The organism is Bacillus cereus group sp. Bc031 (assembly GCF_027716265.1).
Classification (GTDB): Bacteria; Bacillota; Bacilli; order Bacillales; family Bacillaceae_G; genus Bacillus_A; species Bacillus_A paranthracis.
This window is the reverse complement of sequence record NZ_JAQFUL010000042.1, coordinates 1-24736: the sequence shown is the minus strand read 5'-3', so window position 1 is coordinate 24736 and position 24736 is coordinate 1. Positions and strand designations below refer to the sequence as shown.

Genomic DNA, 24736 nt, shown 5'->3' with positions numbered 1-24736 from the left:
TATCTTATAACAAAATTATACAATATAATAAACGATATCTGTTTTGATTTTTCAGAAAAAACATTATAATTATATATGAAATAAAGAGGAGTGTAGGAGGAAATTATGAAAAGCGTAATCATAAAAGGGGATAGAGTAACAATTCGTACAATTGAAGAATCAGATATAAAAACATTATGGAATCTCGTGTTTAAAGAAGAAAATCCAGAATGGAAAAAATGGGATGCACCGTATTTTCCGTTTTCGATGCAAGAATACTCAGCCTATAAGGAAAAGATGCAAACTCGTTTAAAAGAAGAACCGCTATCCAATTTAATTATAGAACATAACGGTCAAGTTATAGGGACGGTCGGATTTTATTGGGAGTATAAACCGACGCGTTGGTTGGAGATGGGAATTGTCATTTATAATCCGGCTTACTGGAATGGCGGTTACGGTACAGAAGCGTTAACGTTATATCGGGATTTACTATTTGAAAAGATGGAGATTGGTAGAGTAGGGCTCACGACTTGGTCTGGTAATGAACGTATGATGAAAGTAGCGGAGAAAATAGGAATGAGCTTAGAAGGTAGAATGCGAAAATGCCGTTATTATAACGGAACGTACTATGACTCTATTCGAATGGGAATGATTCGTGAAGAATGGGAAGCGTTGAAAAATTAAAATTAATTAAGGTGGATTATGAAAATGGTTCTGCCATTTCTTCTAGTATATTAGCAGAATATAATGTAAAGAGAATGGAGACATCGAGATGACATATGTAATTAGAGAAATGAAGCAAGAAGATATTCATGCTGTACAATCAGTAGCGAAAATAGCTTGGCATGATACATACGAAGGCATTATTCCGGGAGAGATTCAAGACAGTTTTTTAGACGAGGCTTATTCTGACGAAAAAATGAAATATCGTCTTGAGAATACACATTTATTCGTTGCAGAAGAAGAGGGAGAAGTAATTGGCTTTGCAAATTTTTCACCTGTTAGACTGCAAAACGAAGCAGAATTAGGCGCGATTTATTTGTTACCAGATCAACAAGGGAAAGGGATAGGAAGTGCTTTATTACAAAAAGGGTTAACGGTATTAAAAGGAATTCGGAAACTATACATTCATGTAGAAGCAGCGAATGAAAAAGGAAAACGTTTTTATAAAGCGAAAGGTTTTGCGCAATTAGAGGAATTTGAAGAAAATTTTGAAGGACATATGATGCAGACAGTAAGGATGGTTTTATACATATAAGGAGGACTAGAAGTGAAGATTTTTGATTTTAGTGAAAAAGTAGGAAAGCAAATTACAGCATTTCAATCTAATTTCATAATGTCGAAAATAGTAAACCATCAAGGGAATATACATATCGGTGCTATGCATTTAAAAGAGAATGGAATAATTGGATATCATGAAGCAGTTGTATCGCAACTGCTTCTTATTGTGGACGGAGAAGGATATGTATGCGGAGCAGATAAAGAAAAAGTGAAGGTGAAGGCGGGACAGGCTGTGTTTTGGGAGAAGGGCGAATTTCATGAGACAAGTACAGAGCATGGATTAATGGCAATTGTTATGGAAGCGGAGGATCTTGAACGAGCGATATTAATGCCTATTAAAGAGGAGAGTTGTGAAAAATGATAGAAAAGGCAAACCGGAAAGAAACGGACGAAATAATACAATATGCAGCTCAATCGCTTTTTGAAGGTACGAGAGGAAATTGTCGGTTAAATACAGAGAAAGCGATTGAAATTACAAGGCCGATTGTAGAAAAAGGAGCGTATTATTTAGTCGTTAAAGAAGAAAACAATGTAATGGGATGGATATTGATAGGGGAAAATACGGACTATTTTTCTCATGACAAACTAGGGTTTATATACGAATTGTATGTTTTTCCAGAGTACCGCGGGAAAGGGTTATCAAGAAAATTAATGGAGGCTGGTATTAAGGAATTACAAAAGAATTATTCAGAAATTCGTTTGAATGTATTTGCTGGGAATTTTGCAAAAGAGATGTACGAAGAGTTTGGTTTTGTTGAAAGACAGGTAATTATGACTTTGAAGTGAGAAAAATATTGTGAGTGGGAGGAGGGAAAGAATGAGAAAAGAAAATGAGTATATTTCGTATTTACAAAGAGTATATCCAGAATTAAAAATAAGATCCGCTTATATAAATGAAATAGGCCAAAATAATGATGTATTAATTGTAAATGATAATATAGTATTTCGGTTTCCGAAATATGAAAAAGGTATTCAGCAACTGCGAATAGAAACGCAGTTGCTAGAGAAAATAAGACCCTTCATTACGCTTCAAATTCCCAACCCGAGTTATCAAGGGTTTCAAGATGAAGTACCAGGGAAAGTATTTGCAGGATATGAAATGATTGAAGGAGACCCATTTTGGAAAAATATCTTTACGGGAATAAATGAAGAGAAACAATTACAGAAACTTGCGTGCACATTGGCGGGATTTTTAAAAGAGTTGCATGAAATTCCGTTATCTACATTTGAAGGTATTATGCAATATGATAGTGCTGATATGTATTCAGAAATAAATAGTTTATATAGTCAATTGAAAGATTATGTTTATCCATACATGAGAGAAGAGGCAAAAAAAGAAGTTTCATTATCTTTTGAAACGTATTTAAATGAAGAGAGTCATTTTAATTTTACACCCAGTCTTATTCATGGGGATTTTGGTATGACAAATATTTTATATAGTGCAACAAAACAGGATATTTCTGGAGTCATAGATTTTGGTGGTGCAAGTATTGGAGATCCTGCTTATGATTTTGCTGGGATATTAGCTGGCTATGGAGAGGGGTTTTTACAATTCTTTTCAGCTTATTATCCCAATTTGGAAGAAGTAAAGGAAAGAATATATTTTTATAAAAGTACATTTGCGCTTCAGGAAGCGTTATTTGGGGTGATTAATAATGACAAGGAAGCTTTTGAAGCTGGAATAGCACAATTTGCTTAAAAATTTGATTGGTGAGAAAGAACAGTCAGTGGAGATGGGAAAATCATGATTTAGTAAACAATTTATTGTTGAAATTAAAAATGGATAAGTTCTTAAAGATATATAAAATAAAAGGTTTTCTTTAAATTTATAGTCGCTTTATAGAGTATGCCTCAAAAATGATAAATTGGAATTATATAATATAATGTTATTATAATAAAAGAGAAAATTTGGAAAAATATCATTTTTTTGTTTAGAAATTTTTAAATTATTGATATAATCAATTTGTAGAATTGATTATTGGTTAATTTTACTATTTTTAAATTTTAAGGGGGATTTAATAATGGCAGGACAAATTCGCATGTCACCAGAGGAGCTTAAATCGAAAGCGACTCGATATGGACAAAGTGCAAATCAAATTGAGGACATTTTACGTCAATTACAAAACTTACAAAATGAATTAAGAGGAGAATGGGAAGGTCGTGCTTTCGAAGGCTTTGATCAACAGTTCAATCAATTAAAGCCAAAAGTACAAAACTTCGCACAGCTATTACAAGAAATTAATATGCAGCTTAATAAAACTGCAGAAGCTGTTGCAAGACATGACGAAGATCTTTCTCGTAATTTCGGTCTACAATAAGACAGATAAAAAAGAAATATATAATTTAGCCATGCAACTATAGGTTGTATGGCTAAATTACTTTAAAACTAGAGTAAGATACGAAGTCTTTAACTTAATAGACTCGCAGTTGCAGGAGTGATAAGTAGTGAAAAAGTTCAAGTGGAGCATCTTGTTGTTTATTATTTTAGCTCTTGTGTTATCAACAGGGATCTCCTATTTAGCGTTAAACCAAAATGTTAAAAAAGCAAATGAGAACACCACGCCCAAAATGACAGTTGCATTGGTAAATGAAGATCAAGGTACTGTATTTGAAGGGAATAAAATAGCGTTTGGAGATCAATTTGTAAAAAATGTAAATAAAAACACGAAACAAGAATGGTACGTAGTGAGTCGTGGTGTAGCAGAAAGTGGTTTGAAAAATAATAATTACAATATGATGATTGTAATACCTAACGATTTTTCAAGAAAAGCTGTTGCGATTGATTCAGAACTTCCAGAGAAATTAACATTAAATTACAAAGTAAATGCAACTGGAAATAAAGATTTGAAAGCTGAGGCAGAAAATACAGCCTCTGCTATCTTAGAGGATTTTAATAAGCAAATCATCGATGTTTATTTTGCAAGTATTATCGGTAAGTTACAAGGTGCACAAGATAATATAGGTAAAATAATTGAAAAAGGAACCGCTCAAACAACTATGTACAAAAAAGATGTACATAGTCCTTTGGAAAATTATACAAATCAATTTAAAACGGTACAAGATTACACTGGTATTTCTGTTAATAGTTTTAAAGGATTCCAAGATGTTTTAAAAGGGTTTGGTCAAGCTTTAGATGAAGGTAATAAATCTAATAATACGTATTTAGAAGGATTTAATAACTTTCAAAAAATGCAAACTGATAATAATCTGTTAGCGAATAACTTTACAAATCAATTTAATCAGTATATGAGTGATATGAATTCAGGCGATGTATTAAAGCAGTTAAGCGCATTGGAATCCGCAAATAAAATTATCGCAAATCAATTTACGCTTTCAGAGAAAGATCCTAGTATTTTAGCTGATGCTTCAGCAATACAGAAGTATTTAACAGATGTAAAAAAACAAGTGTCAGAATATGATACAGAACTTGCAGGGAAATTAGAGAGTGACATTCAAGCAACAATCCTAAAACGATTACAAAAGTCTATATCAAATGATGGACAACATGAAGTAGTTATAAATTCGTTAATGAAACAACCAGATCTTCGTATTAAACAACAAATTGAAAATTTAATTGCGAAGTTGCCTAGTTTGAACATGGAAGAAATCGTTCAAAGTGATTTGCCGGATGTAACGAAATTACAACTGAAAAACGTAATCCAATTTACGAATAAATATAATAAAGAAAATAACTTTTATTATGACCCTGTAAATAAAATATCTTTAGGGAATTCAATTAAAGAAATAAAAGAAAGCTTATCTAAAGATGGAATTATATTCAACGATACAGCGAAAGTAATTGGAATGGATTCTTCGCAAACTATGAATATAAGTATACCTAGTGGCTTTGAGCTCTATGGAAGTACAGATTCATTATTAATTGATGGTGTGGACCGTACAAGTGAATTTCAACAAAACGGATCAATTACAATATCAGCACGTAATGAAGGAGATTTGAAAATTAGCCTCCATGTGAAGTTAATAGATCCAAATATCAATATAGATGTTTTCTCTCCAATAACGTGGGAATGGAAATTGAATGGTAATTACGAGAAAGAAACTAGTACTGGAAAAGAAGAACCAAATAAGGAAGAACCAAATAAAGAAGAACCAAATAAAGAGAATGAAGGAACAAAAACAGAAAATAGCAAAGTAGAAAGTGTAGTTAATAAAGCGCAGTATGGAATCATGCCGCTAGTAAACACTGTTAAAAAGCCTATCATTCAAAAGACAGAACAGAATAATAATAACACCGGAGGAAACCCAGAAGGCGGAACGGGAACAGATAACGGAAACGGAGGAAACCCAAATCAAGGTGGTGGCTCAACAGTTATTGAACGTACAAATAATTATATTGTACATCAAAAGACTGAGAAGTTAACAAATAATACATCTAATGTATTAATTAAAGAAGCAGTGGAGACCGTTCAAAGTTATCAAGGTTTAATGAGTCTTTATCAAATGTATTATGGTATTGATTTAAGAACGAATGATGTGGGGCCTAAGCTTGAAGAGGGAAGTTTAGATGCGATTGCTACTGATCATTCATTGTACTATATGTTAAATAAGCAAAGTGTAATTGATTTAATTTCAAATCTTGTATCAGCTAGTATTACGAGTGAAGTAAAACAAGATATGATTGGTTTAAAACAAAAAATGGACTCTTACCAACAGCTCATTACTAGTGCAGATCAAAATTCAATGCTACTAGCAGAGAAATTAAATGAAACGATGCAACAAGCAACTAGTATGAATCAAAATTTAGGTGAATATTTAAAAGGTTTAGCGAAATGGCGTGAGAGTAGCTTAAAGTTAGCTGAAGAACAACAAGTATTAACGACTAATAATGCAGGTGAACAAACAGCTGTACTATCATTAGACTCTGGTATTAAATCTTTAACGATGCAAACGCAGTCATTAGTAGAGAGTTCGAAGCATAGTTTAGCGACATCAGATGATGTATATAAAACATTTGATCAAATTAATGGACAAGCAAAAGAAATTCAAGAAAGCGGAACGACAATTGTTTCAAAAGCAGATTCTTTATTAAATGATTTTACGAAGAAAATGGAAGATGACAAAGCATTCTCGAAAAACTTTACGAAGATTTTGGCAAATAGTCGTATTGGAGATCGTCAAAATGAAATGCTATATGAGTTTTTAGCTAGTCCAGTTCAGAAACAAAATGATGGGGTAATTGTAGCAGGTAATGCTTTTACACCGTACTTAATCGTATTAACTTGTTTCATTGTTGCGCTATTTACAGCATACGCAATTGCCAATCAAGAAAAGAAACGAACGCAATCAGATCATTTTGAAGAGAGATTCTCTTTAATTGATATGAATGTACCAACTACAGTAGTAGCATTTGGAATATCGATTGTGGAAGGAATCAGTATAGGAATCATTTCAGGCCGTCTTTTAAAATTCGGTCAGGATCAAAGTTTACTATGGATTGCGTTTATCACATTTATTATGATGGCGTTTGTGCTAGTTTCAACATACTTACTGCGACAAATAAAAATGGTAGGAATGTTTATCTTATTAGTATTTTTAAGTATGTATCTATTTTTAACTGAAGCAGTTGGAAGTAAAGTAGATCAAATGTCTTCTGTAGGTAAAATGCGTCAATTTTCACCACTTCAATATATAGAAGGTTTTTTAAATGATTTTATTAGCGGTAAAGATACTGGAAAAGTTATTTTTATCGTATTGTTTGTAATTGCCATTATAGGATTAGCTAGTAATCTATTTGTATGGCACAAGAAATGGGAGGAAAAAGAAGTAAATGATCAAACAATGGAGCATAGTGGTTAAGTTATCATTTATTTGTTTCCTTTTACTGTTTGTCGCGCTACCGATAAGGAGCGCGGCCGACAGTTATCTTGGTGATGATGGAAAGATTCAGTTTAAAGTAGATCGCTTTGAAGATAAAGACCAAGAAAAAAATAAAAAGGAACATAAGGAAACGGAATTAGATAAAGCATCAATTGAATTATTTAATAAAGATATAGAAGAAGAAATTCAAAAAAAGAAAAAGAAAGAACAAAAAGAGATGGAATCTTTAAGAGATTCTCTTTTTATAAAACAAAAAGAGAATAATAGTGTTAAAGATACGAAAAATAGTTTGTTTAGCAGTGAATACATTGTGAGAAAAAGTGTAGATGAAGTAGCAAGTAATGAAACAATGAATGAAGAGCCAATTAGTATAACAGTAATATTATTATTTGGCGGCGGCATTATGCTTATTTGTATCGGTATTTATACGGTTCTTCGTAAAAGTTGGAGGTAAAGCGATGGCAATACAAACACATATAAATGTGACAGTAGATTTTAATAAATGGAATGGAAATACATATGATTTGCGTATTCCGAATCATCAATCCATTAAATATTTATTGAAAAACTTATTAGATACGCTAAAGATTGATAATCATGAAGGTTCACATTTTGTAATGAAAGTGAAAAATAAGTCAATTGTTTTAACAGATAACGATCGTTTAATTGATCACCAAATAACAGATGGCGATATTTTACAAATTTTATAAAGAATATTTCTTACTTTTAGTTATTTGAAAATAAGTTATTACGGGTATAAAGAAAAGGAGAAGAGGATAAACATGACGGAAAAAATAATTCAAATTGATGCAATGAACTATCAATTTCAAATAGAAAAAGAAAATTGGAAATTGGAGATGACCAAATCTCAAACACGTATAAAAGACTTCCGTCAATTCGATATAATTACGGGCGTATCATCTGAATTCGTGCCATTAACGATAGAAGAAACGGATGATATGTTTACGTTTGTATTTCAAGTGGATAAAAAATTATATAAGTGGGACGATCTTAGCCGTTTTGGAAGAAATGAGAAATTAAGACTACTTCGGAATGTTGCGCAGTTTCGTAAATATTTAAATAAGCGAATCACGTTCTTTTTACATCCAGACAATATAGTTTTTAATGCGAATTTAATACCAAGTATTATACATAGAGGAATTCGAGATATTGTTCCACCAACCCCGTTATTAGAAGAGCAATTTTTAACACAATATAAGTGTTTAATTATTGCTTTATTCTCCCAAAAACATAACTTTGATGATTTGTATGCTGGGTTACTAAAAGATGCAAAAGAAACAACATTTGAACAGACCGTTGCTCAAATGGAAAGCCTAGATGCATTACTGCAGTTTCTTGATGACAGCTTTGAGAAGGAACAAACAAAAACAGAAAAAAATATGCAGTTAGTACCTAAAAAAAGCTATAAATCGTTTAAATACTTAGCTTTTTCCTTCATAGCGGCGACAGTTATTTTAGCTGCTCCTTTAATATATTTCACTTTTATAAAACTTCCTTATCAAAATAAATTATTAGAAGCAAATGCGGGTTTCATAGCAACTGATTATGACAAAGTCATTACGCAGTTAAGTGAAGAGGAATTTGAATCATTACCGATTGCATCTAAATATGAGTTAGCATTTGCATACATTACAGCTGAAAAATTAGGTGAAGATCAAAAGAAATCGATTATGAAAAACATTAGTTTGAAAAGTGATGAAAAGTATTTGCTGTATTGGATGTATAACGGAAAAGGTAATTTTGATAAATCATTAGATTTAGCTAAAACACTTGATGATCCTCAGCTTATTATGTACGGCCTTGTTAAACAAATTGAATCATTGAAAAATAATCCGGATTTATCAGGAGAAGAGCGTGATCAAAAATTAAAAACATATGAGCAACAATTAGATGAATATAAAAAGAAATATGGCAATTCATCAAGTGATAAAAATTTGTCGGACACAGAGAAAAAAGAGTAAGCACTTGATGAGACAGTTGAAAAGGAGCAGTGAACAGGCATGGAGCAACTATTAGTATTGACTTATGGAGACAAAATATATAAGTGCACATTACATCCAAATGAGCAATCAATAGTGTCGATTGGAAAAGAGTGGACAAATGATATTACGAATCCAAGTTTAGAACAAGAAATAGAATTAACGTGGAATAATGAAGTAAATGCTTGGATGGTACAAAATCAATTAATAGAATTCAATAAGGAATTTGAGATTGGAAAAACTAAAGATGTGAGCTTGAAAATCTTTATCTCTATTATCGGCACAACTAAAGTGTTTGATATCGGAACGAAACATTCTCTTACAATTAGTCAAAACAGTTATGATGATATTTCTATTATTGGGACAAATGTAGATTTAATGCTATCTCGTGAAACGTTGTACGATTCTTTTAAAGTGAATGTATATGACGGGGATGTATTTCATAATTATACGAAGCTAAAAGATAGCGTTATGTTAGAAGCGGGAGACGTATTATATTTTGATGGTGTTTTAGTAGAAATAGGCAATGAAGACATTCAAGTACTTTCTTCAGAAGAGAACGTGAAATCTACGTTACCTATTTTAGTAGAATCAGAAACAAATTATCAAAGTGGTTATCCAGATTATCATCGTTCACCGCGTATTATTTACCGTGAACCAGAAGAGAAAATGACAATTGCAAAACCTTCAAGTATGCCGTCAAAACCGACTGAACATTTGGCAAGAATTATTGCACCTTCTCTTGTCATGATTGTCGTAACCGTATTACTTGCTATCTTTATGAAATATGGGATGTTTATTATTGCATCGATTGCGATGACATTAGTAACAATTATTGTTTCTGTCACATCATATATAAAAAATTTAAAGCAATATAAAATTGACATTGTTGAACGTGATAAAAGTTATAGAGCGTATATAAAACAAAAAACGAAAGACTTACATGCAGAAAGTGAAAAACAGCGCCATGCATTACATTATCATTATCCAAATGTTGAAGTGATACGTAATATGGCTATGCAAGTAAATCCACGTATTTATGAAAAAACAATGTTACATCATGATTTCTTAACATTTAGCGTTGGGACAGGACAAGCTAATACGAGTTTTGAAATCCAATTTAATGAAGAAGAATTTAGTCAAACGAAAGATGAGTTAATTGATATAGCGCGTGAACTAAGACAGCGTTATCTTACTTTGGAAGATGTACCTGTTGTAACAGATTTGATAAATGGACCGGTTGGCTATATTGGACAACGCTCTTTAGTGCTAGAACAATTACAATTATTAGTTGTACAAACCGCGTTATTCCATAGTTATTATGACTTGCAGTTTATTACTATTTTTCCTGAAGAGGAAAAAGAAAAATGGAATTGGATGCGCTGGTTACCACATGGAAGTGTTCGCGATATAAATGTACGTGGATTTGTATACCATGACCGTAGCCGTGATCAAGTGTTAAATAGTTTGTATCAAATATTGAAAGAACGAAAATTAAAACTAGATGAAAAAAGTTCAACGAATGAAAAAATGTACTTTGCACCGCACTATGTTGTTCTCATTACAGATGAAAAACTAATACTAGATCATGTTGTTATGGAATTCTTTAATGATGATCCAAGTCAATTAGGTGTATCACTTGTATTTGTACAAGATGTTATGCAAAGTTTACCAGAGCACGTGAAAACGGTAATTGATATAAGAGATGCAAAACAAGGGAACATCATCTTAGAACAAGGAGAGCTTGTAAACCGTCAATTTAAACTCAATCACGTACCGAAAGGGTTCAATTTAGAAGACATTTCACGAGCATTAGCACCTTTAAATCATTTGCAAAACTTAAAAAATAGTATCCCAGAAAGTGTAACATTTTTAGAGATGTACGGTGTTGAGAAAGTAAAAGAACTAAATATCACAAGTCGCTGGGAGAAAAATGCAGCGCATAAATCTTTAGCTGTACCACTTGGATTACGTGGTAAAGAAGATATCGTAAACTTAAACTTACACGAAAAAGCACACGGACCACACGGGTTAATAGCAGGTACAACAGGTTCAGGTAAATCGGAAATTATACAATCGTACATTTTATCTCTAGCAGTTAATTTCCATCCGTACGAAGTAGCCTTTTTATTAATTGACTATAAAGGTGGCGGTATGGCGAATTTATTCAAAAACTTACCGCATTTATTAGGAACAATTACGAACTTAGATGGAGCACAAAGTATGAGAGCGCTCGCATCAATTAAAGCTGAATTACAAAAAAGACAACGATTATTTGGGGAAAATGATGTAAACCATATTAATCAGTATCAAAAACTGTATAAAGAAGGCTTAGTAAGTGAACCGATGCCACATCTATTTTTAATTAGTGATGAATTCGCGGAACTGAAGTCAGAACAACCAGAGTTTATGAAAGAGTTAGTTTCAACAGCGCGTATCGGTCGTTCGCTCGGAATCCATTTAATATTAGCTACGCAAAAACCGAGTGGTGTTGTAGATGATCAAATTTGGAGTAACTCGAAATTCAAACTAGCATTAAAAGTTCAAAATACGTCAGATAGTAATGAAATTTTAAAAACACCAGATGCTGCTGAAATTACATTACCAGGACGTGCTTACTTACAAGTTGGGAATAATGAAATATATGAACTATTCCAATCAGCTTGGAGTGGAGCAGACTATGTAGAAAACAAAGAAGATAAAGAACATTTAGACGCAACGATATATGCAATAAATGATCTAGGACAATATGAAATATTAAGCGAAGACTTAAGTGGACTTGGTAGTAGTAAAGAAGTAATAAGCGTACCATCTGAACTGGATGCTGTTATTGACTACATTCACGATTACGCAGAAATAAATGAAATTGAAGCGTTAGCTAGACCGTGGTTACCACCACTTCCAGAAAGCGTATATTTACAAGACTTACATGCAATTCAGTTCAAAGAAGCATGGACGAAAGAAAAGAAACCATTACAAGCAACAGTTGGTCTACTAGATCAGCCTGAATTACAATCACAAACACCATTAACATTAGATATTAGTAAAGACGGACACGTAGCGGTCTTCTCAAGCCCAGGCTACGGAAAATCAACATTCTTACAATCAGTCATTATGGATGTAGCTCGTCAGCATAGTCCGGAGCATTTGCATGTGTATTTAGTGGACCTTGGAACAAATGGTCTTCTACCTTTGAAAGGATTACCTCATGTAGCGGATACGATTACGATTGATGAATCTGAAAAATGTTTAAAGTTTGTTGAAAGATTAACTCAAGAAATGAAAAATCGTAAACGATTATTAAGTGAATATGACGTTGCAAATATTGAAATGTATGAAAAGGCAAGCGGGAAAGAAATACCACATATTATTATTGCAATCGACAATTATGATGCAGTAAAAGAAGCGAAGTTCTATGAAAGCTTTGAAATGCTAATTATGCAAATTGTCCGAGATGGTGCAAGTTTAGGAATTCATACCTTAATTAGTGCAGGGCGACAAAATGCACTTAGAATTCAATTGTACAATAATATTAAAATCCAAACTTGCCTATATATGATTGATCAAAGTGAAGTAGCTAGTATTGTAGGGAGATCTGATATAAAAGTGGAAGAAACAGCAGGAAGAGCGTTAATAAAACTAGAATCTCCTACATTATTCCAGGTTGCACTACCTACGAAAGCAGAAGATGAATTACAGCAAATTCAATTATTACAACAAGAAGCAAATGATATGGATCGAGAATGGGATGGAGAACGTCCGAAGGCAATTCCAATGATGCCAGAAGTGATTGATATTGCTACTTATCGTAAAAATAAAGACGTTACAAAAGCTCTACAAGCAGCAAGAATTCCAATGGGGCTTGATTTTGCAAACGTAGAAGTTGTAGCTCATGATATTGCAGTGAATGATCATTTAATGATTTATAGTGTAGATGATAGTATGAGAAAACAAATTGTATCTAGCATCCTATCTCAATTGAATAAAGATTATTTTGAAAGTGTGACGTTGGTGGATACAGCAGAGTATAGTTTCGTTCAATATAAAGACGATGTGACGCACTACATTGTAGACGAAAATGAAATCAATATGCATGCGAAGTATTGGATGGAAGTAATTCGTGAACGAGCTCTTGAATTAGCACAAGCAAGACAAGAAGGTAGAGAAATTCCTGCATTCACAAAACAACTCATTATCATGACAAATGTTGAAGAGTTTAGTAAATTTGTTTATTTAGAAATGGAGGATGCAGCGACTTTAATTGATTTATCTCGTACAGTAGGTATTTACTTTGTATTAGCAGGTCACCACGACTACATGGACCGAAATCGTGAAGCTCTACCTATGAAAATGAGAAGTAAACTAACAGCAGCAATTATCGCAATGCCATTAAATGATCAAAGTATCTTCAACATAAAATATATAAGCAACGAAGCACCATTAGGTAAAGATGAAGTGTATTACTATCAAAAAGGGAACATAATGAAACTAAAAATGCCTAGAGTAACTAACGAGGTGACAGTATGAAATTAAAGAAGAAAGCTAAGGTGATGATAGTCGTGTCAATAGTGGCAAGTTTATTAAGTGGATGTGGTTTTGGAGAAAAGCAAATAGATTATAAGCCATTTGTCAAAGCTTTGGATGAAGGTGACATGAGAAAGGTTATGTCTGCGAGTGATGATGGGTATGCGTATGTGAAGGAACGGGTTATTGATTTTACGACAGAAAAAAATGGTGATGACAGAATTCATAATACACTATATCAAACTACTGAAGGTATATATAATTTGAAAGAAAAATTGTTATATGGAATAACGTCTCAAAAAATAACAAGTAAAACAAAAGATATAAAGGATAGGCATAAGGATATTAATTATAAAGAAGAAGAAAAATATAATACCAACTTTATGTATAAAAACGGAAAACTTCAAGGTTCGGATTCAAATTTAGATATTTCTCCTGTGAAATTGATATTTAATAGATTACAAGGTGTAGGGAATTTAAAACTGAAAGCAGATGGTAATAGAAAAAAATTTAATGAACCAAATTCAGTTGGATTTACTTTAACAGAAGCACAATTTCAAGAAATAATTAATGATAAATTAAAATTGCAATATAATAAATTTGAAAATGCATCAATTGTACTTAACTTTAACGATTCAATAGACAATGAAAAACACCCAATGCAAATAACAGAATTAACAATTTCAATTGACTATGAGAAGAAAAATGATGAAGGTAAAATGTTAACGCATAGTCAACAAATATATGTTTATTTTAGTAGTAAAAAAGATAACAATCAGGAAGCTAAGAAAGAGTTTGTAAATTATGAAAAACAATATAAAAATAAGTAATTAAATGGGAAGGTGAAGTGGTTTGACGAAAGGTGTGGAAAAGACAGAAAATTATAGATTGACTTCGGATTGGGGGAAATTGAAACTAGCAGGAGAAGATATATATAGTTTCAATAACAGCGAAGAGCCATATAATAAAACAGGAGAAAACGGCAGGGAATTAAACATAAATACTTTAGAAGAAAAATTTGGTGCAACACTTATAGAAGTTGAAGTGGATAAAGATACAGGATTTGCAGCTTATGCCTTTAAGGATAATAAAACAGGAGAAGTTGTTATTTCGTATGTTGGAACGGAAGCTGGAAAAGACAATAATAGTGATGTAGTAGTGGATGCGGAGATAGGTGGTCATAATTTAACCAATGCAAATAAATTAGTGTTTAATGATTGGGAACATGAGTTAGAAGTAAAACAATATGATCAAGGAGAGGCATTTTACGAAAAAGTGAAACAATATGCTGATGGTAAAACCATTAGTATAACAGGACATTCTTTGGGCGGAGGTATTGCAAATACAGTAGCATTAAGGCATCAAGAAGACGATATTGATGTTTTGGCGCTAAATCCAGCACCAGTTTTAAATCGAGATGTAGATAAGTTTGGTAATGGCTTTGATATGAAAAATGTTCGGAATATCATTAATCAGAATGATCCACTACATATTGGGATAAAGGCAGCAGACTTCACACTTCCGGGAAGAATGTATAAAATTCCGAATCAAGCTGGTCACTCATATGCTTTTACAGTGAAGGATTATGATGAGAATGGACATCTAATATGGATTGATAAACTAGCAAGTGATAATGATACAGGGTGGGATATTATTCCGGGGATTCTGGAGCTTTCCCAATCTACTGGTGCAATATATACAGGAACTATAAATGACGTATTTCATAGAAAAGTTTCTATCCAGGAAGAAAAAATAGCTGGAAATGCAATTAATTTGATACTAAGCGTAACGCCAATTTCTACTATTTTAGGTGGGATATTATGGTACTCGGACGTTATGCAAGGTAGCAAGGAGCTTGAAAAGCTAAAAGATATAGTTCAAGAAGGTTTTTCAAGATTAAATACAAAGTATGAAGGGCTAAAATCCCAAATTACAGCAGAAGCAATCCAATTTAGTATAATGGCTACAGTTGAAATAAAAGGAGCGGTAGATATCGCTGTAGAATGGATTGAAACAACTTTAGCGAAATGTAAGGAAAAAGTTTTAGAAGTATTAGAGTCTGTATTTAATACTGCTATAAATTTTTTAGCTGGAAGTGTTGTAGTATATTTAGCTACAAGTGAAATTTTAGATATTGCAAAAGAAGTTGCAGCTTCTTACGTGCAAGATTTACTAGATTTGTTTAAAGGAGATTTTGTAGTTGATACAAATGTAGCTGCAATTGTATCTGAACATATATTAAGTCATCGTCACTCATTGTTAAATCTCTTTATGAATGATAACAGTAGGGGGATAAACCGTTCTTTATTAGGTGAAATTGCTAAAGATGTGAAGGAGTTATCGAAAGATTTAAAACAATTAAACGACGATGTTTCAGAAGCGGTATTTTCTATGTTTGCAAAAGACGAAGAATTAGGAGCAGTTTCATATTATTAAAACTCCAAGTTTATAAATTTAAAAGAGAGGGGTATGAAGGTGGATTTACATACGATAATGTCAAGAGTTCATAGTACATTTCCAGCTAGTGGTGGACGAGAACAAATTATAAACGTTGTAGTGCAATTGGAAAAAGCAGCTGCATCTTTAACGGGAGATATTAGAAGGTTAGAGAGTAGTATTGATAGCACATTACAAGGAAAAACACGTGAGGCATTTATTGATCGTATCCGTCAATTAGAGAAAAAAAGACAAAAAATAGAAGAGAAAATTAGCGTACTAAAAGGGACAGTGAATTAATATGAAAGACTATATGGATAAAGTATTACCTTTAGGCAGTGTTGTAAGATTGGGTCTTAAAGAAGAGGAAGATGCGGAGTATGTAATTACTACGAGAGGTTTATTACTTGATGAAAACACATTCTATGATTATGGCGGAGTGTTGCATCCAGTGGGTTTAACCGAAGAGACGTATAAATTATTTAACCACACGGATATTGCAGAGGTTAAATTTGAAGGGTATCGAAATAAAATTGAAGGTCAATTCGCAGCTAAGTTTAAAATGTGGCGGAATGAGTTTGTTGAAAAAGTAATTGAAAAAAATAAAAAGCAACAACAAGCACAAGAGTTAGAAATAAAGGGAAAAAAATAAATTTAAAAGGAAATAAGCTTTCCTCTTCCAAAATGGAAAGAGGAAAGCTTATTTTGATTGAATAAGGGTGTCAGTATGAAGTTAAAGAAGAAAGCTAAGATGATGATAGTACTGTCAATAGTAGCAAGTTTATTAAGTGGATGTGGTTTTGGAGAGACAAAGATAGAGTATGAGAGATTAGTAGAGGCATTGGATGAAGGGGACATGAAGACAGTTATGTCTGCGAGTGATGATGGGTATGCGTATGTGAAAGAAGAGGTTAGGGATAGCACTTTTATTGAGGATAATAATAAGCAAATAGGAGTAGTTTATCAAACAACGCAAGGTATTTATAGTATTAAAGATAATATTCTTTTTGGTGAGGCACAAAAGAAAGTCAATACTCCAGTTGAGGATGAAAAACATAGTGACAACCCACAATATAAAGAAGAAGTTGTATTCAAGTCAGATATAAGATACGAAAATGGACAGCTAGAAGCTTCAAATCGAGGGGGAGATATGTCTAATATAAAATTAATGCTCAATAGAGTGCAAGGAATAAAAGAATTGAAACCAAATGTGAATAAAAAAAGCTTCAGCCAACCAGCTACGATAAGCTATAATTTATCAGAAACTCAATTTAAAGAGCTATTTAATGGGAATTTAGGATTAGAGTATGAGAAGTTTAGTTATGCAACACTACTAATTGAATTTAATTCTGCTAAGGATACAAAGGAAAATCCGATGGAAATAACAGAGATAACAATTTCGATAGGCTATAAACAAAGAAATGAAGAAAATAATATGATTAGGCATGATCAAGAAATAACAACATATTTACATAATAAAGAAGAAAATAATCGGAAATCAAAAAAAGATTACTTACAATATGAAAAGAAATTTAAAGAAAGCCATTAATATATAAGGGGGAGAATATGGTGAACGAGGAAGATTATAAATTAAGTAGTGATGTAGGAAAATTAAGATTATCGGCAAGAGATATTTATGATTATAATGGACAAGAAAAAAATATAATAATTCTGATCCAATAATAAATAAACAGAAGTTACAAGACAACTTTAATGCTAATCTTATAGTTTCTGATGATATTCATTCAGTGACTGGATTTGGGGCATATGCTTTAGAGGAAAGAAACACGCATGAAATTTTCATTGTATACGTTGGAAACCAACCGAGCCAAATAGGCTATTTAGCAACCGATGGAGCAATTTGGCTGCATAATTTAACTAATTCACCTATATTGGGATCATTAGCGGAATTTCAGTATAGTCAAGCAGAAAAATTTTATGAAAAAGTCAAGGCGAGTAATAAAGGAAAGAAGATAACTTTACTAGGGCACTCTTTAGGTGGCGGAGCAGCGAATACAGTTGCATTAAGACATCAAGAAGATAATATAAACGTATTAGCTTTAAATCCTGCGCCTGTTTTAAATAAGGATGTGGTTAAGTACGTATACGGGACCAATATGAAGAATTGCCGCAGTCTTATAAATGAATATGGTCCTTTGGATGGCGCCATTAAAGCCACAGATTTTGTAATATCTGGACAGGTTTATAAAATGGAAAATGGGGATATTTCGGTATTTTTATAGTTAGGAAAAAGTTATTCTAAAAGGAGTAAGTTGGGTGAATCATAGACGCAAGAAAAAGAAACCGAAACAAATAAGAAAAGAAGCTGTTCAGATAAAACCGATAGTAGAAGAAAAACCACTAAAGAAGAGTAGCAAAAAGTTAGTTGATATTCTTCTAGGTATTCTTCTTTTCCCAATTTTTATATGGGCTGTCTTGGAAGGTTCTACAACACAAGTAAGCAAAGGGAAGACTTTCCTTATTATCGTTTTCTTTCTCTTAATTGCAATAGGGTTATCTATGATAGGAAACAAATAAGGGGGAGTGCAGATGTTTAAGAAGAAGGAGAAAAAAACATTTACGTTAGATTGGTAAACACACAAGGGGAAATCATTCGAGAGTTTAATTGTACAGAAAAAGACTTGCGAAAAGTAAAAGAAAATGGTACTGAAATTCGTTTGGTTGGAGATAACTCATATGAGATGGTAGCAACCGATGAACAACTAGAAAAACTAGCAAGAGCTGAAGCAGAAATCGAAGCGGAAATTAAGGCATGGGAAGATGCTTTAAATGAGAGTTTGGATGAACGGGAAGAAAGAGAAGCGAGACAGAAGGAATTGAAAGAAAAGAATAAATGGAGTACAAAGAAGAAAGTAATCGTATTTGGACTGATATTCTTTGTATTTATTGGATTACCTATTATCGAAGGGTATCAAAATAGTAAACTAGTTGAAGAAGGTACATCATTACATGCAGAAATTGTAGGTAGGCATGTAGAGAAGGAATTCATGTTTACACACCCCACACTAGTAGTTGAGGTAGATGGTAAAAAGCATAATGTATGGGTAAGTGAAGAGACATATAACGGAGCAGAGTGGTTAGGTAGACTAAAAATCATCAAAACAAAAGATGGTAAAGTTGAGAAAGACCCTAGATATGAGGGTGAAGACTTAATTACGAGTTATTAAGCAGTATGTTTTTAGTATTCGCTTCTCTCAAATTAAATAACATTATTATTTGCAAAAATCGAATCCATTAAAATAAAAAACAAATTTTAAATAACTGTAATAACCTCCTAGCATATTGTTGATGGGAGGTTATCACCTTTCTGAAGATAAAATTAAAGAGCTATATTATCTTGATACAATTGTGATGACAGTAATGTTTTTACTAAGTGAGTGCAGTTTCGGGGAAACAAAAATAGAGTATGAGGGATATGCTTAAGTGAAAGAGAGAAGAATATTTAGAGCTTTTGAGGAGAAAGAAGGCTATTTGAACTATCAAAAGCATTCTGATTATGTACGGTAATTATACATAAAAGATTATCTAAATTTAGTTATACAAAAGATGAAGATACTTAAAAAAGTTACGAATGTAATGGGATTTTAGTGAATGAAAATTATTTAAACTGTATAGAAGGTGAAAAACTGAATGTGGAACATAAAAGAAGAAGATTTAGATCAATTTAGGATTACATGTAGAAATCGTTTAAGTCCTGAAGGTGCGACGGGATTTATGATGGGAACAATCATTTTTGTTTCATTATTGATGTTTTTTATTTTCGTAGCACTAGTTACAGATGGTTGGGATTACTATTCAACTTTTTTCGACAAAATAATTGTTAGTATTGAATTAGTTTTATATAGTTTACAAATAATTTTTTTAATACTATATCTATTTCCGAAAGCTCGTTATAAATTTCAAAAGTTACAAACGCTCGTTGTAATATTATATGCATTTCAATTAGGTACAATAACATTTACAGCGTTAGTTCTTCATGGAATGACTGACTATTCAATTGATCGAATGACTTTAATTTGTGTAGGGTTATTATTTATAGGAGCCGTTATCGTTCATATTGTGACAACAATTGATACGTTTAAGCAAGCAAGTGAAGGTGCGTTTAGTATGGATGAGAGGTCTCAATCATTTTTTAGTGAAACAAAAGAAAGAATGATAAAAGGTAGTATGGTATATAACTTAGCCCTTCTAATAATCATTTATTTCCATAATGATTATGACTTTGATACGTTAATTTTGTATGTAGTAGGGACAATTGTAATGCATGCAGTAGCCATCGGAGCAGCTGAATTCCAGCTCTTAGTGTACTGTAGATTCAAATTCAAGTCATTTAATATGACATGGGAAGAGAATGAGAGAATGCGTCGGAGATTTCGAAAGCGAAATACAAAATTCAAAACGAAAAGTAAGTAAGAGTGAAATAGAATTTAAGTGTATGAGAATTATTTAAACTGTATAGAAGGTGAAAAAGCTGAATGTGGAAAATAAAAGAAGAAGATTTAGATGAGTTTCGAATGACATGTAGAGTAAGATTAAGTCCTGAGGGAGCTACAGGATTTATGATGGGGGGCATACTCTTTAGTTCAATAATTATATTTTCTATCGTTTTATCAGGTGGTTGGGAGTATTGTAAGGTTCTCTTTGGAATGGGAATTGTAAAGTTTGAGCTGTTTTTATACAGTGTGCAATTCATTTTTTTAATACTATATTCGTTTCCAAAAGCTCGTTATAAATTTCAAAAATTACAAACAATTGTCGTGTTATTATACGCATTTCAATTAGGAACGATTGGGCTCACAGCTTTAATTGTTTCTGAAATAGCTAATAATTCGATTGATGTTTTGACATTGACGCTTGCAAGTTTATTATTTCTAGGAGCAGTAATTTTTCATATTGTGACAACAATTGATACGTTTAAACAAGCGAGTAAAGGTGTTTTTAGTATGGATGAGAGATCTAAATCATTTTTTAGTAATACAAAGATGAATGTACTGAAGGGAGTAATGATATACGTACCACTCCTTCTGGTTTTAATTTATTTTTGTAACGACTATGGGTTTGATGCTTTACTAATGTATGTGGTTGGGAGCATTTTAATGTACGCAGTAGCAATCGGAGCAGCTGAATTTCAGCTATTAGCATATTGCAGGTTTAAATTTCCGTCATTTAATAAAACGTGGGAGCAACATAAAAGAGAAACTCCAAGATATCAAAAGAAAAATAAAAAAAGTAAATCGAAACGTAAGGCATAAAGAAAGTGTGTATTGTAAGTTTTGATGATGAAAAAGTAATAATTTATAGGAGAGTATTTGAACTACGAAAAGAAAATTTACTTATGTAAGGTGATTAAAGTGATTAGTAGGTTATCTGATCGAAAATATAGAGAGTGTAGCATGATGATGAAATGAACAAAAAAAGGGTTTCTAAAATGATTATTATCATAATAGTGACATAAGTTTGATAAATCTTTCATAAATATTTCTATTTGTAGCGGAAAGAATTTGAGAATAAACAGGTAGCCTCAATTGCTGGAGTAGATGCAACAATTGGGGCTTTTATCTGTCTAAATTTAGTTTGAATACATAACATTTTTTAGTTAGAGTCCTCGCTCCTCAAGTAGTTTCTTCATAATAACGGTTTGAAGTTTTTGTATAATCTGCTTTTATTGCTAAGTTACAACTATTTTCGTTTATAGAGTATCTCTTATTATCGATACATCGTCCACATTCCAATGTCTTTAAATCCTAGTCGTTTATAAATTCGTCCAGCAGCTGGATTGTTATAAAATAAACAAACGATAAGATGGGAAAAGAGTTGTGGATAACGATAGAGTGAACGTATAAAACAAGCGTATTAAGGGGATGAAAACAATACTAAATTGTTCAATAAACGGTTATGGATAACGACCTTCTTAACGATGAAATCAAATCGTTAGGGAGGTTTTTTATTTTGTCGTTAAAAAAGAGAAAGAGGATTACGAAGATATCTAGTGATGGAAAAAAATACCCTAAGCTAACAATTCAACAAGCGCTTGACCTTGCCATTTCAGGTAAGCGTGCGGAAGGTTGTAGGGAAAGGACTGTAAAGGATTATATCAAAATGTGGAGGTATTTCACTGATTGGTTATATGCGAATTATGACGTGGAATATATCGATGAATTAACAGCGGAAGTCTTTCGAGAATATATAAATTATATGAAACACGATAAAAAACGCTACGATACTCATAAAGTAATTCACACAGACAACCGAAAAGTTGGTTTAGCTGATACGACGATCAATATCAATCTTAGGACGTTACGCTCAATCTTTAATCATTTGCAGCGGGAAGAAATTATTCAAGTGAACCCGATGGAAAGAATTAAATTATTAAGACAAGATATCGATTTAACGAATTGTTTAGAGGACGAAGAAGTCAAAACGATATTGCAACAACCTAACTTAAGAGATTTCGTAGGGTTTCGGGATTTCGTAGCAATTAATCTGTTACTGGATTCTGGATTAAGAATTCGTGAGCTTGTTAGTTTGCGTATTACAGACATAGACTTTCAATCGCGTTTTATAACAATATCACCGGATAAAAGTAAAAATAGAAAGCCGCGCCTAGTACCGATTTCTACGCACGTTACTAAGTTAGTTCTACAACTCGTTAATGAAAACAAGGCTAATTTTAAAAGCGATTTGATATTTTTAACAAGTTACGGTGATCCATTGACTACCGTTCATTTTAATAAACGATTAAAGCATTATGCAGACAAAGCAGGAGTGAAAGGGAAGAAAGTATCCGCGCATGTATATCGCCACACATGGGCAAAAAACATGATATTAAATGGATGCGATGTTTTTACTTTACAAAAAATCGGTGGATGGGCTGATATACGTACAATGAGACGGTATATACAAATGGATGTTAAAGAAATGAGAAAGAGCCATGATGAATTCTCACCGCTAACTAAATTAAGAAGAACAAGATAAAAACAAAAAAATAGAGCATCTATTAAGACGCTCATTCTGGGTCGCTCCCGCCAAGAAGACGACTCGCAATAATTCAGTTTAAAACTAAATATCGGAATACCGTAAACCCATTACCTTAATTTTATCGAAAAAATTCGAGGAATGCAAGGCTTCTTAAGTGCTGTCTTTTTTAGCTACTGATCTACGGGATTTCCAAACATGGAATGACCTAACACATGTAAAACTTGAACAGGTTAGCTAAGCCGATGTCAGAAAGTTAAGCGTACGCCCTCTAAAGTGTTTCCTTGTTTACACTGGGTGTAGTCTAGGTGTGAACGACCATTAAAGGTTCGGTGGCTGCTTGGTGTCCTACGGGACAGGTGGCAACGGATAGATATAAGCTCATGGGACAAGCTTTGTGAGTAGAAAGTCCGTTGAGGGAGAAATCCCTGTGTTTAAACAAGGTGATACAATACGGATACTTCAACAACTCATCCTAGCTCAGTATTAAGACATCTACTTTATGTCGCTTTAATTTTTGTTTTTGCGATGTAAGGTAGATATTTTATGTCCAAGCCGTTGCTTAAGCAATCTAAGCCATGCTCAGTGAAGGGAAGACCTAAAGTCAACACCTTTTAAAGAAAATATCATCAGCTACTCCGATCATAGGAGAAATGAAGAGGTTGCCGACAAAAAAGGAGTTATAGGCAAGTATAAGAGGATTTGTATTAAGAATGAAAATTAATGTCTCAAAATTTGAGTTATCTGGTACATATAAAGGTGTAGGGTGAAAAACAATATAAGTAATTGCAATTTTAAAACAGATGAAAAATGGTGAGATAAAGGAGTATATTGCAACGGAAAATGTATTTTATATGTTCAGGGAAGTTGTAGTAAGTTGGGAAGATTTTAAAAATATTATTGAGAACACGTAACGCGGTGGGCAAGTAATTTATACATATTCAGAAACCCACGTTCATAAATAAAGTAAAATTTTATAATAATAACCTTTTCTTACAATGGTTATCTGTTATTATGTAACGAGCAACGAAAGTATATAATATTTAATAAAGTAAAATTGATAAATGTAATCGTTTTTTAGAACAGATTATCGTTTCATGTCTTTTCTTTTTGCGTGATGCTGGAGAAATATTTCCTCTAGCATTTGCCGTTTTATGACAAAATATATTGGTAACTTTTTTAAAAATAAGGTTAAATTCGTTGACAAGTTTTTTGAAAAGCACTTTATTGACATGAGTTTTAGAATGTTGTTTTATAGCCTTTGGATTAAAAAAAAGCGACGGTCTTGTCGAAAAGTAAAATTTAAAAAAAGAAAGAATTTATACATATATGTTGTGTCTTATTTTGAAACGTAATACTATATATATAGAAGTCATCAAGAATTTACATAGGTAAAAAGTAACTCTACCAAACACTATTATAGATTTTGTGGTCTGCTAGTAATCCTCCTATTTTATATGCTGAAGGGGGGTGATGATCAGTGAAAATGTTAATTATTACAGCTGTTATTTCGAAGTTTATCCAGTTCTTCCTTGGGAAGATGTTGGAGTTTATATATCCGGTGTGTAAAGAGCGCGCAAAAACCGCCCTTTTAAGTTGTCTAAATGAACTGGACCCGAAAAGTTAGACATATATTTAAGCAGCTAATAAGGATTGAATTCTGTATTTTACAGGAGGCAATC

The 24736-nt window shown here is 32.6% G+C and carries 22 protein-coding genes and 3 pseudogenes; 24 read left to right on the top strand and 1 reads right to left on the bottom strand.

All coding sequences use genetic code 11. The features are described from left to right. Positions 1 to 105: 105 nt before the first annotated feature. From PDQ33_RS16740 to PDQ33_RS16635, 22 genes and pseudogenes are all read left to right on the top strand, one after another. Positions 106 to 663, top strand: coding sequence for a GNAT family N-acetyltransferase (locus PDQ33_RS16740; RefSeq protein ID WP_061130910.1), 558 nt, complete (start codon positions 106 to 108; stop codon positions 661 to 663). After that, positions 642 to 755: pseudogene (locus PDQ33_RS16735) on the top strand (2'-5' RNA ligase family protein); the annotation flags it as partial. The gene PDQ33_RS16740 and the pseudogene PDQ33_RS16735, both read left to right, overlap by 22 nt. Beyond that, on the top strand, positions 752 to 1237 hold the full coding sequence (locus PDQ33_RS16730; RefSeq protein ID WP_270394254.1) for a GNAT family N-acetyltransferase: 486 nt from the start codon (positions 752 to 754) through the stop codon (positions 1235 to 1237). The pseudogene PDQ33_RS16735 and the gene PDQ33_RS16730, both read left to right, overlap by 4 nt. Positions 1238 to 1249: 12 nt before the next feature. Continuing rightward, a complete protein-coding gene (locus PDQ33_RS16725) occupies positions 1250 to 1621 on the top strand; it encodes a hypothetical protein (protein WP_000688088.1) in 372 nt (123 codons plus the stop codon). Continuing rightward, entirely contained in the window at positions 1618 to 2046 is a 429-nt protein-coding gene (locus PDQ33_RS16720; RefSeq protein ID WP_000570295.1) for a GNAT family N-acetyltransferase, read from the top strand. The genes PDQ33_RS16725 and PDQ33_RS16720 overlap by 4 nt, the downstream gene beginning before the upstream one ends. 31 nt (positions 2047 to 2077) lie before the next feature. Next, positions 2078 to 2959 (top strand): phosphotransferase family protein, encoded by an 882-nt coding sequence (locus PDQ33_RS16715; protein WP_001990263.1) that lies wholly within the window; start codon positions 2078 to 2080, stop codon positions 2957 to 2959. 322 nt (positions 2960 to 3281) lie between these two features. After that, positions 3282 to 3578, top strand: coding sequence for a WXG100 family type VII secretion target (locus tag PDQ33_RS16710; RefSeq protein WP_000918605.1), 297 nt, complete (start codon positions 3282 to 3284; stop codon positions 3576 to 3578). Between the two features lie 127 nt (positions 3579 to 3705). Further along, complete coding sequence (gene esaA / locus PDQ33_RS16705) at positions 3706 to 7077, top strand: type VII secretion protein EsaA (protein WP_270756300.1); 3372 nt, start codon at positions 3706 to 3708, stop codon at positions 7075 to 7077. After that, positions 7049 to 7552 (top strand): type VII secretion protein EssA, encoded by a 504-nt coding sequence (gene essA, locus PDQ33_RS16700; protein WP_270394252.1) that lies wholly within the window; start codon positions 7049 to 7051, stop codon positions 7550 to 7552. The genes esaA and essA overlap by 29 nt, the downstream gene beginning before the upstream one ends. Before the next feature lie 4 nt (positions 7553 to 7556). Further along, complete coding sequence (locus PDQ33_RS16695) at positions 7557 to 7808, top strand: EsaB/YukD family protein (protein WP_001007567.1); 252 nt, start codon at positions 7557 to 7559, stop codon at positions 7806 to 7808. A 72-nt stretch (positions 7809 to 7880) separates the two neighbouring features. Continuing rightward, positions 7881 to 9080, top strand: a complete 1200-nt coding sequence (gene essB / locus PDQ33_RS16690; RefSeq protein ID WP_000136621.1) for a type VII secretion protein EssB — start codon at positions 7881 to 7883, stop codon at positions 9078 to 9080. Between the two features lie 39 nt (positions 9081 to 9119). Next, positions 9120 to 13625, top strand: coding sequence for a type VII secretion protein EssC (essC, locus tag PDQ33_RS16685; protein ID WP_061130723.1), 4506 nt, complete (start codon positions 9120 to 9122; stop codon positions 13623 to 13625). Then, positions 13622 to 14452 (top strand): DUF3952 domain-containing protein, encoded by an 831-nt coding sequence (locus PDQ33_RS16680; protein ID WP_000768472.1) that lies wholly within the window; start codon positions 13622 to 13624, stop codon positions 14450 to 14452. The genes essC and PDQ33_RS16680 overlap by 4 nt, the downstream gene beginning before the upstream one ends. A gap of 22 nt (positions 14453 to 14474) precedes the next feature. Next, complete coding sequence (locus PDQ33_RS16675) at positions 14475 to 16058, top strand: lipase family protein (RefSeq protein WP_000160313.1); 1584 nt, start codon at positions 14475 to 14477, stop codon at positions 16056 to 16058. Positions 16059 to 16097: 39 nt separating this feature from the next. Then, the gene (locus tag PDQ33_RS16670) at positions 16098 to 16358 is read left to right on the top strand and encodes a hypothetical protein (RefSeq protein ID WP_000363098.1); all 261 of its coding nucleotides are present in this window, start codon (positions 16098 to 16100) and stop codon (positions 16356 to 16358) included. Position 16359: 1 nt separating this feature from the next. Next, positions 16360 to 16710, top strand: coding sequence for a DUF4176 domain-containing protein (locus PDQ33_RS16665; RefSeq protein ID WP_000656382.1), 351 nt, complete (start codon positions 16360 to 16362; stop codon positions 16708 to 16710). Positions 16711 to 16785: 75 nt separating this feature from the next. Then, on the top strand, positions 16786 to 17607 hold the full coding sequence (locus PDQ33_RS16660; protein WP_000768463.1) for a DUF3952 domain-containing protein: 822 nt from the start codon (positions 16786 to 16788) through the stop codon (positions 17605 to 17607). 17 nt (positions 17608 to 17624) lie between these two features. Then, a pseudogene (locus PDQ33_RS16655) lies at positions 17625 to 18298 on the top strand (lipase family protein); the annotation flags it as partial. A gap of 37 nt (positions 18299 to 18335) precedes the next feature. Then, positions 18336 to 18596, top strand: coding sequence for a hypothetical protein (locus tag PDQ33_RS16650; protein WP_001016543.1), 261 nt, complete (start codon positions 18336 to 18338; stop codon positions 18594 to 18596). A gap of 50 nt (positions 18597 to 18646) precedes the next feature. Beyond that, positions 18647 to 19246, top strand: a complete 600-nt coding sequence (locus PDQ33_RS16645; RefSeq protein WP_002198445.1) for a hypothetical protein — start codon at positions 18647 to 18649, stop codon at positions 19244 to 19246. A 463-nt stretch (positions 19247 to 19709) separates the two neighbouring features. After that, complete coding sequence (locus PDQ33_RS16640) at positions 19710 to 20492, top strand: hypothetical protein (protein WP_061130724.1); 783 nt, start codon at positions 19710 to 19712, stop codon at positions 20490 to 20492. Between the two features lie 62 nt (positions 20493 to 20554). After that, on the top strand, positions 20555 to 21331 hold the full coding sequence (locus PDQ33_RS16635; protein WP_000265484.1) for a hypothetical protein: 777 nt from the start codon (positions 20555 to 20557) through the stop codon (positions 21329 to 21331). A 454-nt stretch (positions 21332 to 21785) separates the two neighbouring features. On the opposite strand, the pseudogene PDQ33_RS16630 reads toward PDQ33_RS16635, so the two are convergent. Then, positions 21786 to 21875 (bottom strand): annotated as a pseudogene (locus PDQ33_RS16630) (GNAT family N-acetyltransferase); the annotation flags it as partial. Between the two features lie 153 nt (positions 21876 to 22028). On the opposite strand from PDQ33_RS16630, the gene PDQ33_RS16625 reads away from it, so the two are divergent. Together PDQ33_RS16625 and PDQ33_RS16620 are read left to right on the top strand one after the other, a co-directional pair. Beyond that, on the top strand, positions 22029 to 23054 hold the full coding sequence (locus tag PDQ33_RS16625; protein ID WP_076872770.1) for a tyrosine-type recombinase/integrase: 1026 nt from the start codon (positions 22029 to 22031) through the stop codon (positions 23052 to 23054). A 1480-nt stretch (positions 23055 to 24534) separates the two neighbouring features. Continuing rightward, complete coding sequence (locus tag PDQ33_RS16620; RefSeq protein ID WP_270395290.1) at positions 24535 to 24681, top strand: hypothetical protein; 147 nt, start codon at positions 24535 to 24537, stop codon at positions 24679 to 24681. Positions 24682 to 24736 lie beyond the last annotated feature (55 nt).

Excerpts from the sequence above, each read along its gene's own strand:
- PDQ33_RS16740 (WP_061130910.1), top strand. The coding sequence starts at position 106 with ATGAAAAGCGTAATCATAAAAGGGGATAGAGTAACAATTCGTACAATT.
- PDQ33_RS16730 (WP_270394254.1), top strand. The coding sequence starts at position 752 with ATGACATATGTAATTAGAGAAATGAAGCAAGAAGATATTCATGCTGTA.
- PDQ33_RS16720 (WP_000570295.1), top strand. The coding sequence starts at position 1,618 with ATGATAGAAAAGGCAAACCGGAAAGAAACGGACGAAATAATACAATAT.
- PDQ33_RS16715 (WP_001990263.1), top strand. The coding sequence starts at position 2,078 with ATGAGAAAAGAAAATGAGTATATTTCGTATTTACAAAGAGTATATCCA.
- PDQ33_RS16710 (WP_000918605.1), top strand. The coding sequence starts at position 3,282 with ATGGCAGGACAAATTCGCATGTCACCAGAGGAGCTTAAATCGAAAGCG.
- essA (WP_270394252.1), top strand. The coding sequence starts at position 7,049 with ATGATCAAACAATGGAGCATAGTGGTTAAGTTATCATTTATTTGTTTC.
- PDQ33_RS16695 (WP_001007567.1), top strand. The coding sequence starts at position 7,557 with ATGGCAATACAAACACATATAAATGTGACAGTAGATTTTAATAAATGG.
- essB (WP_000136621.1), top strand. The coding sequence starts at position 7,881 with ATGACGGAAAAAATAATTCAAATTGATGCAATGAACTATCAATTTCAA.
- essC (WP_061130723.1), top strand. The coding sequence starts at position 9,120 with ATGGAGCAACTATTAGTATTGACTTATGGAGACAAAATATATAAGTGC.
- PDQ33_RS16680 (WP_000768472.1), top strand. The coding sequence starts at position 13,622 with ATGAAATTAAAGAAGAAAGCTAAGGTGATGATAGTCGTGTCAATAGTG.
- PDQ33_RS16665 (WP_000656382.1), top strand. The coding sequence starts at position 16,360 with ATGAAAGACTATATGGATAAAGTATTACCTTTAGGCAGTGTTGTAAGA.
- PDQ33_RS16660 (WP_000768463.1), top strand. The coding sequence starts at position 16,786 with ATGAAGTTAAAGAAGAAAGCTAAGATGATGATAGTACTGTCAATAGTA.
- PDQ33_RS16640 (WP_061130724.1), top strand. The coding sequence starts at position 19,710 with ATGTGGAACATAAAAGAAGAAGATTTAGATCAATTTAGGATTACATGT.
- PDQ33_RS16635 (WP_000265484.1), top strand. The coding sequence starts at position 20,555 with ATGTGGAAAATAAAAGAAGAAGATTTAGATGAGTTTCGAATGACATGT.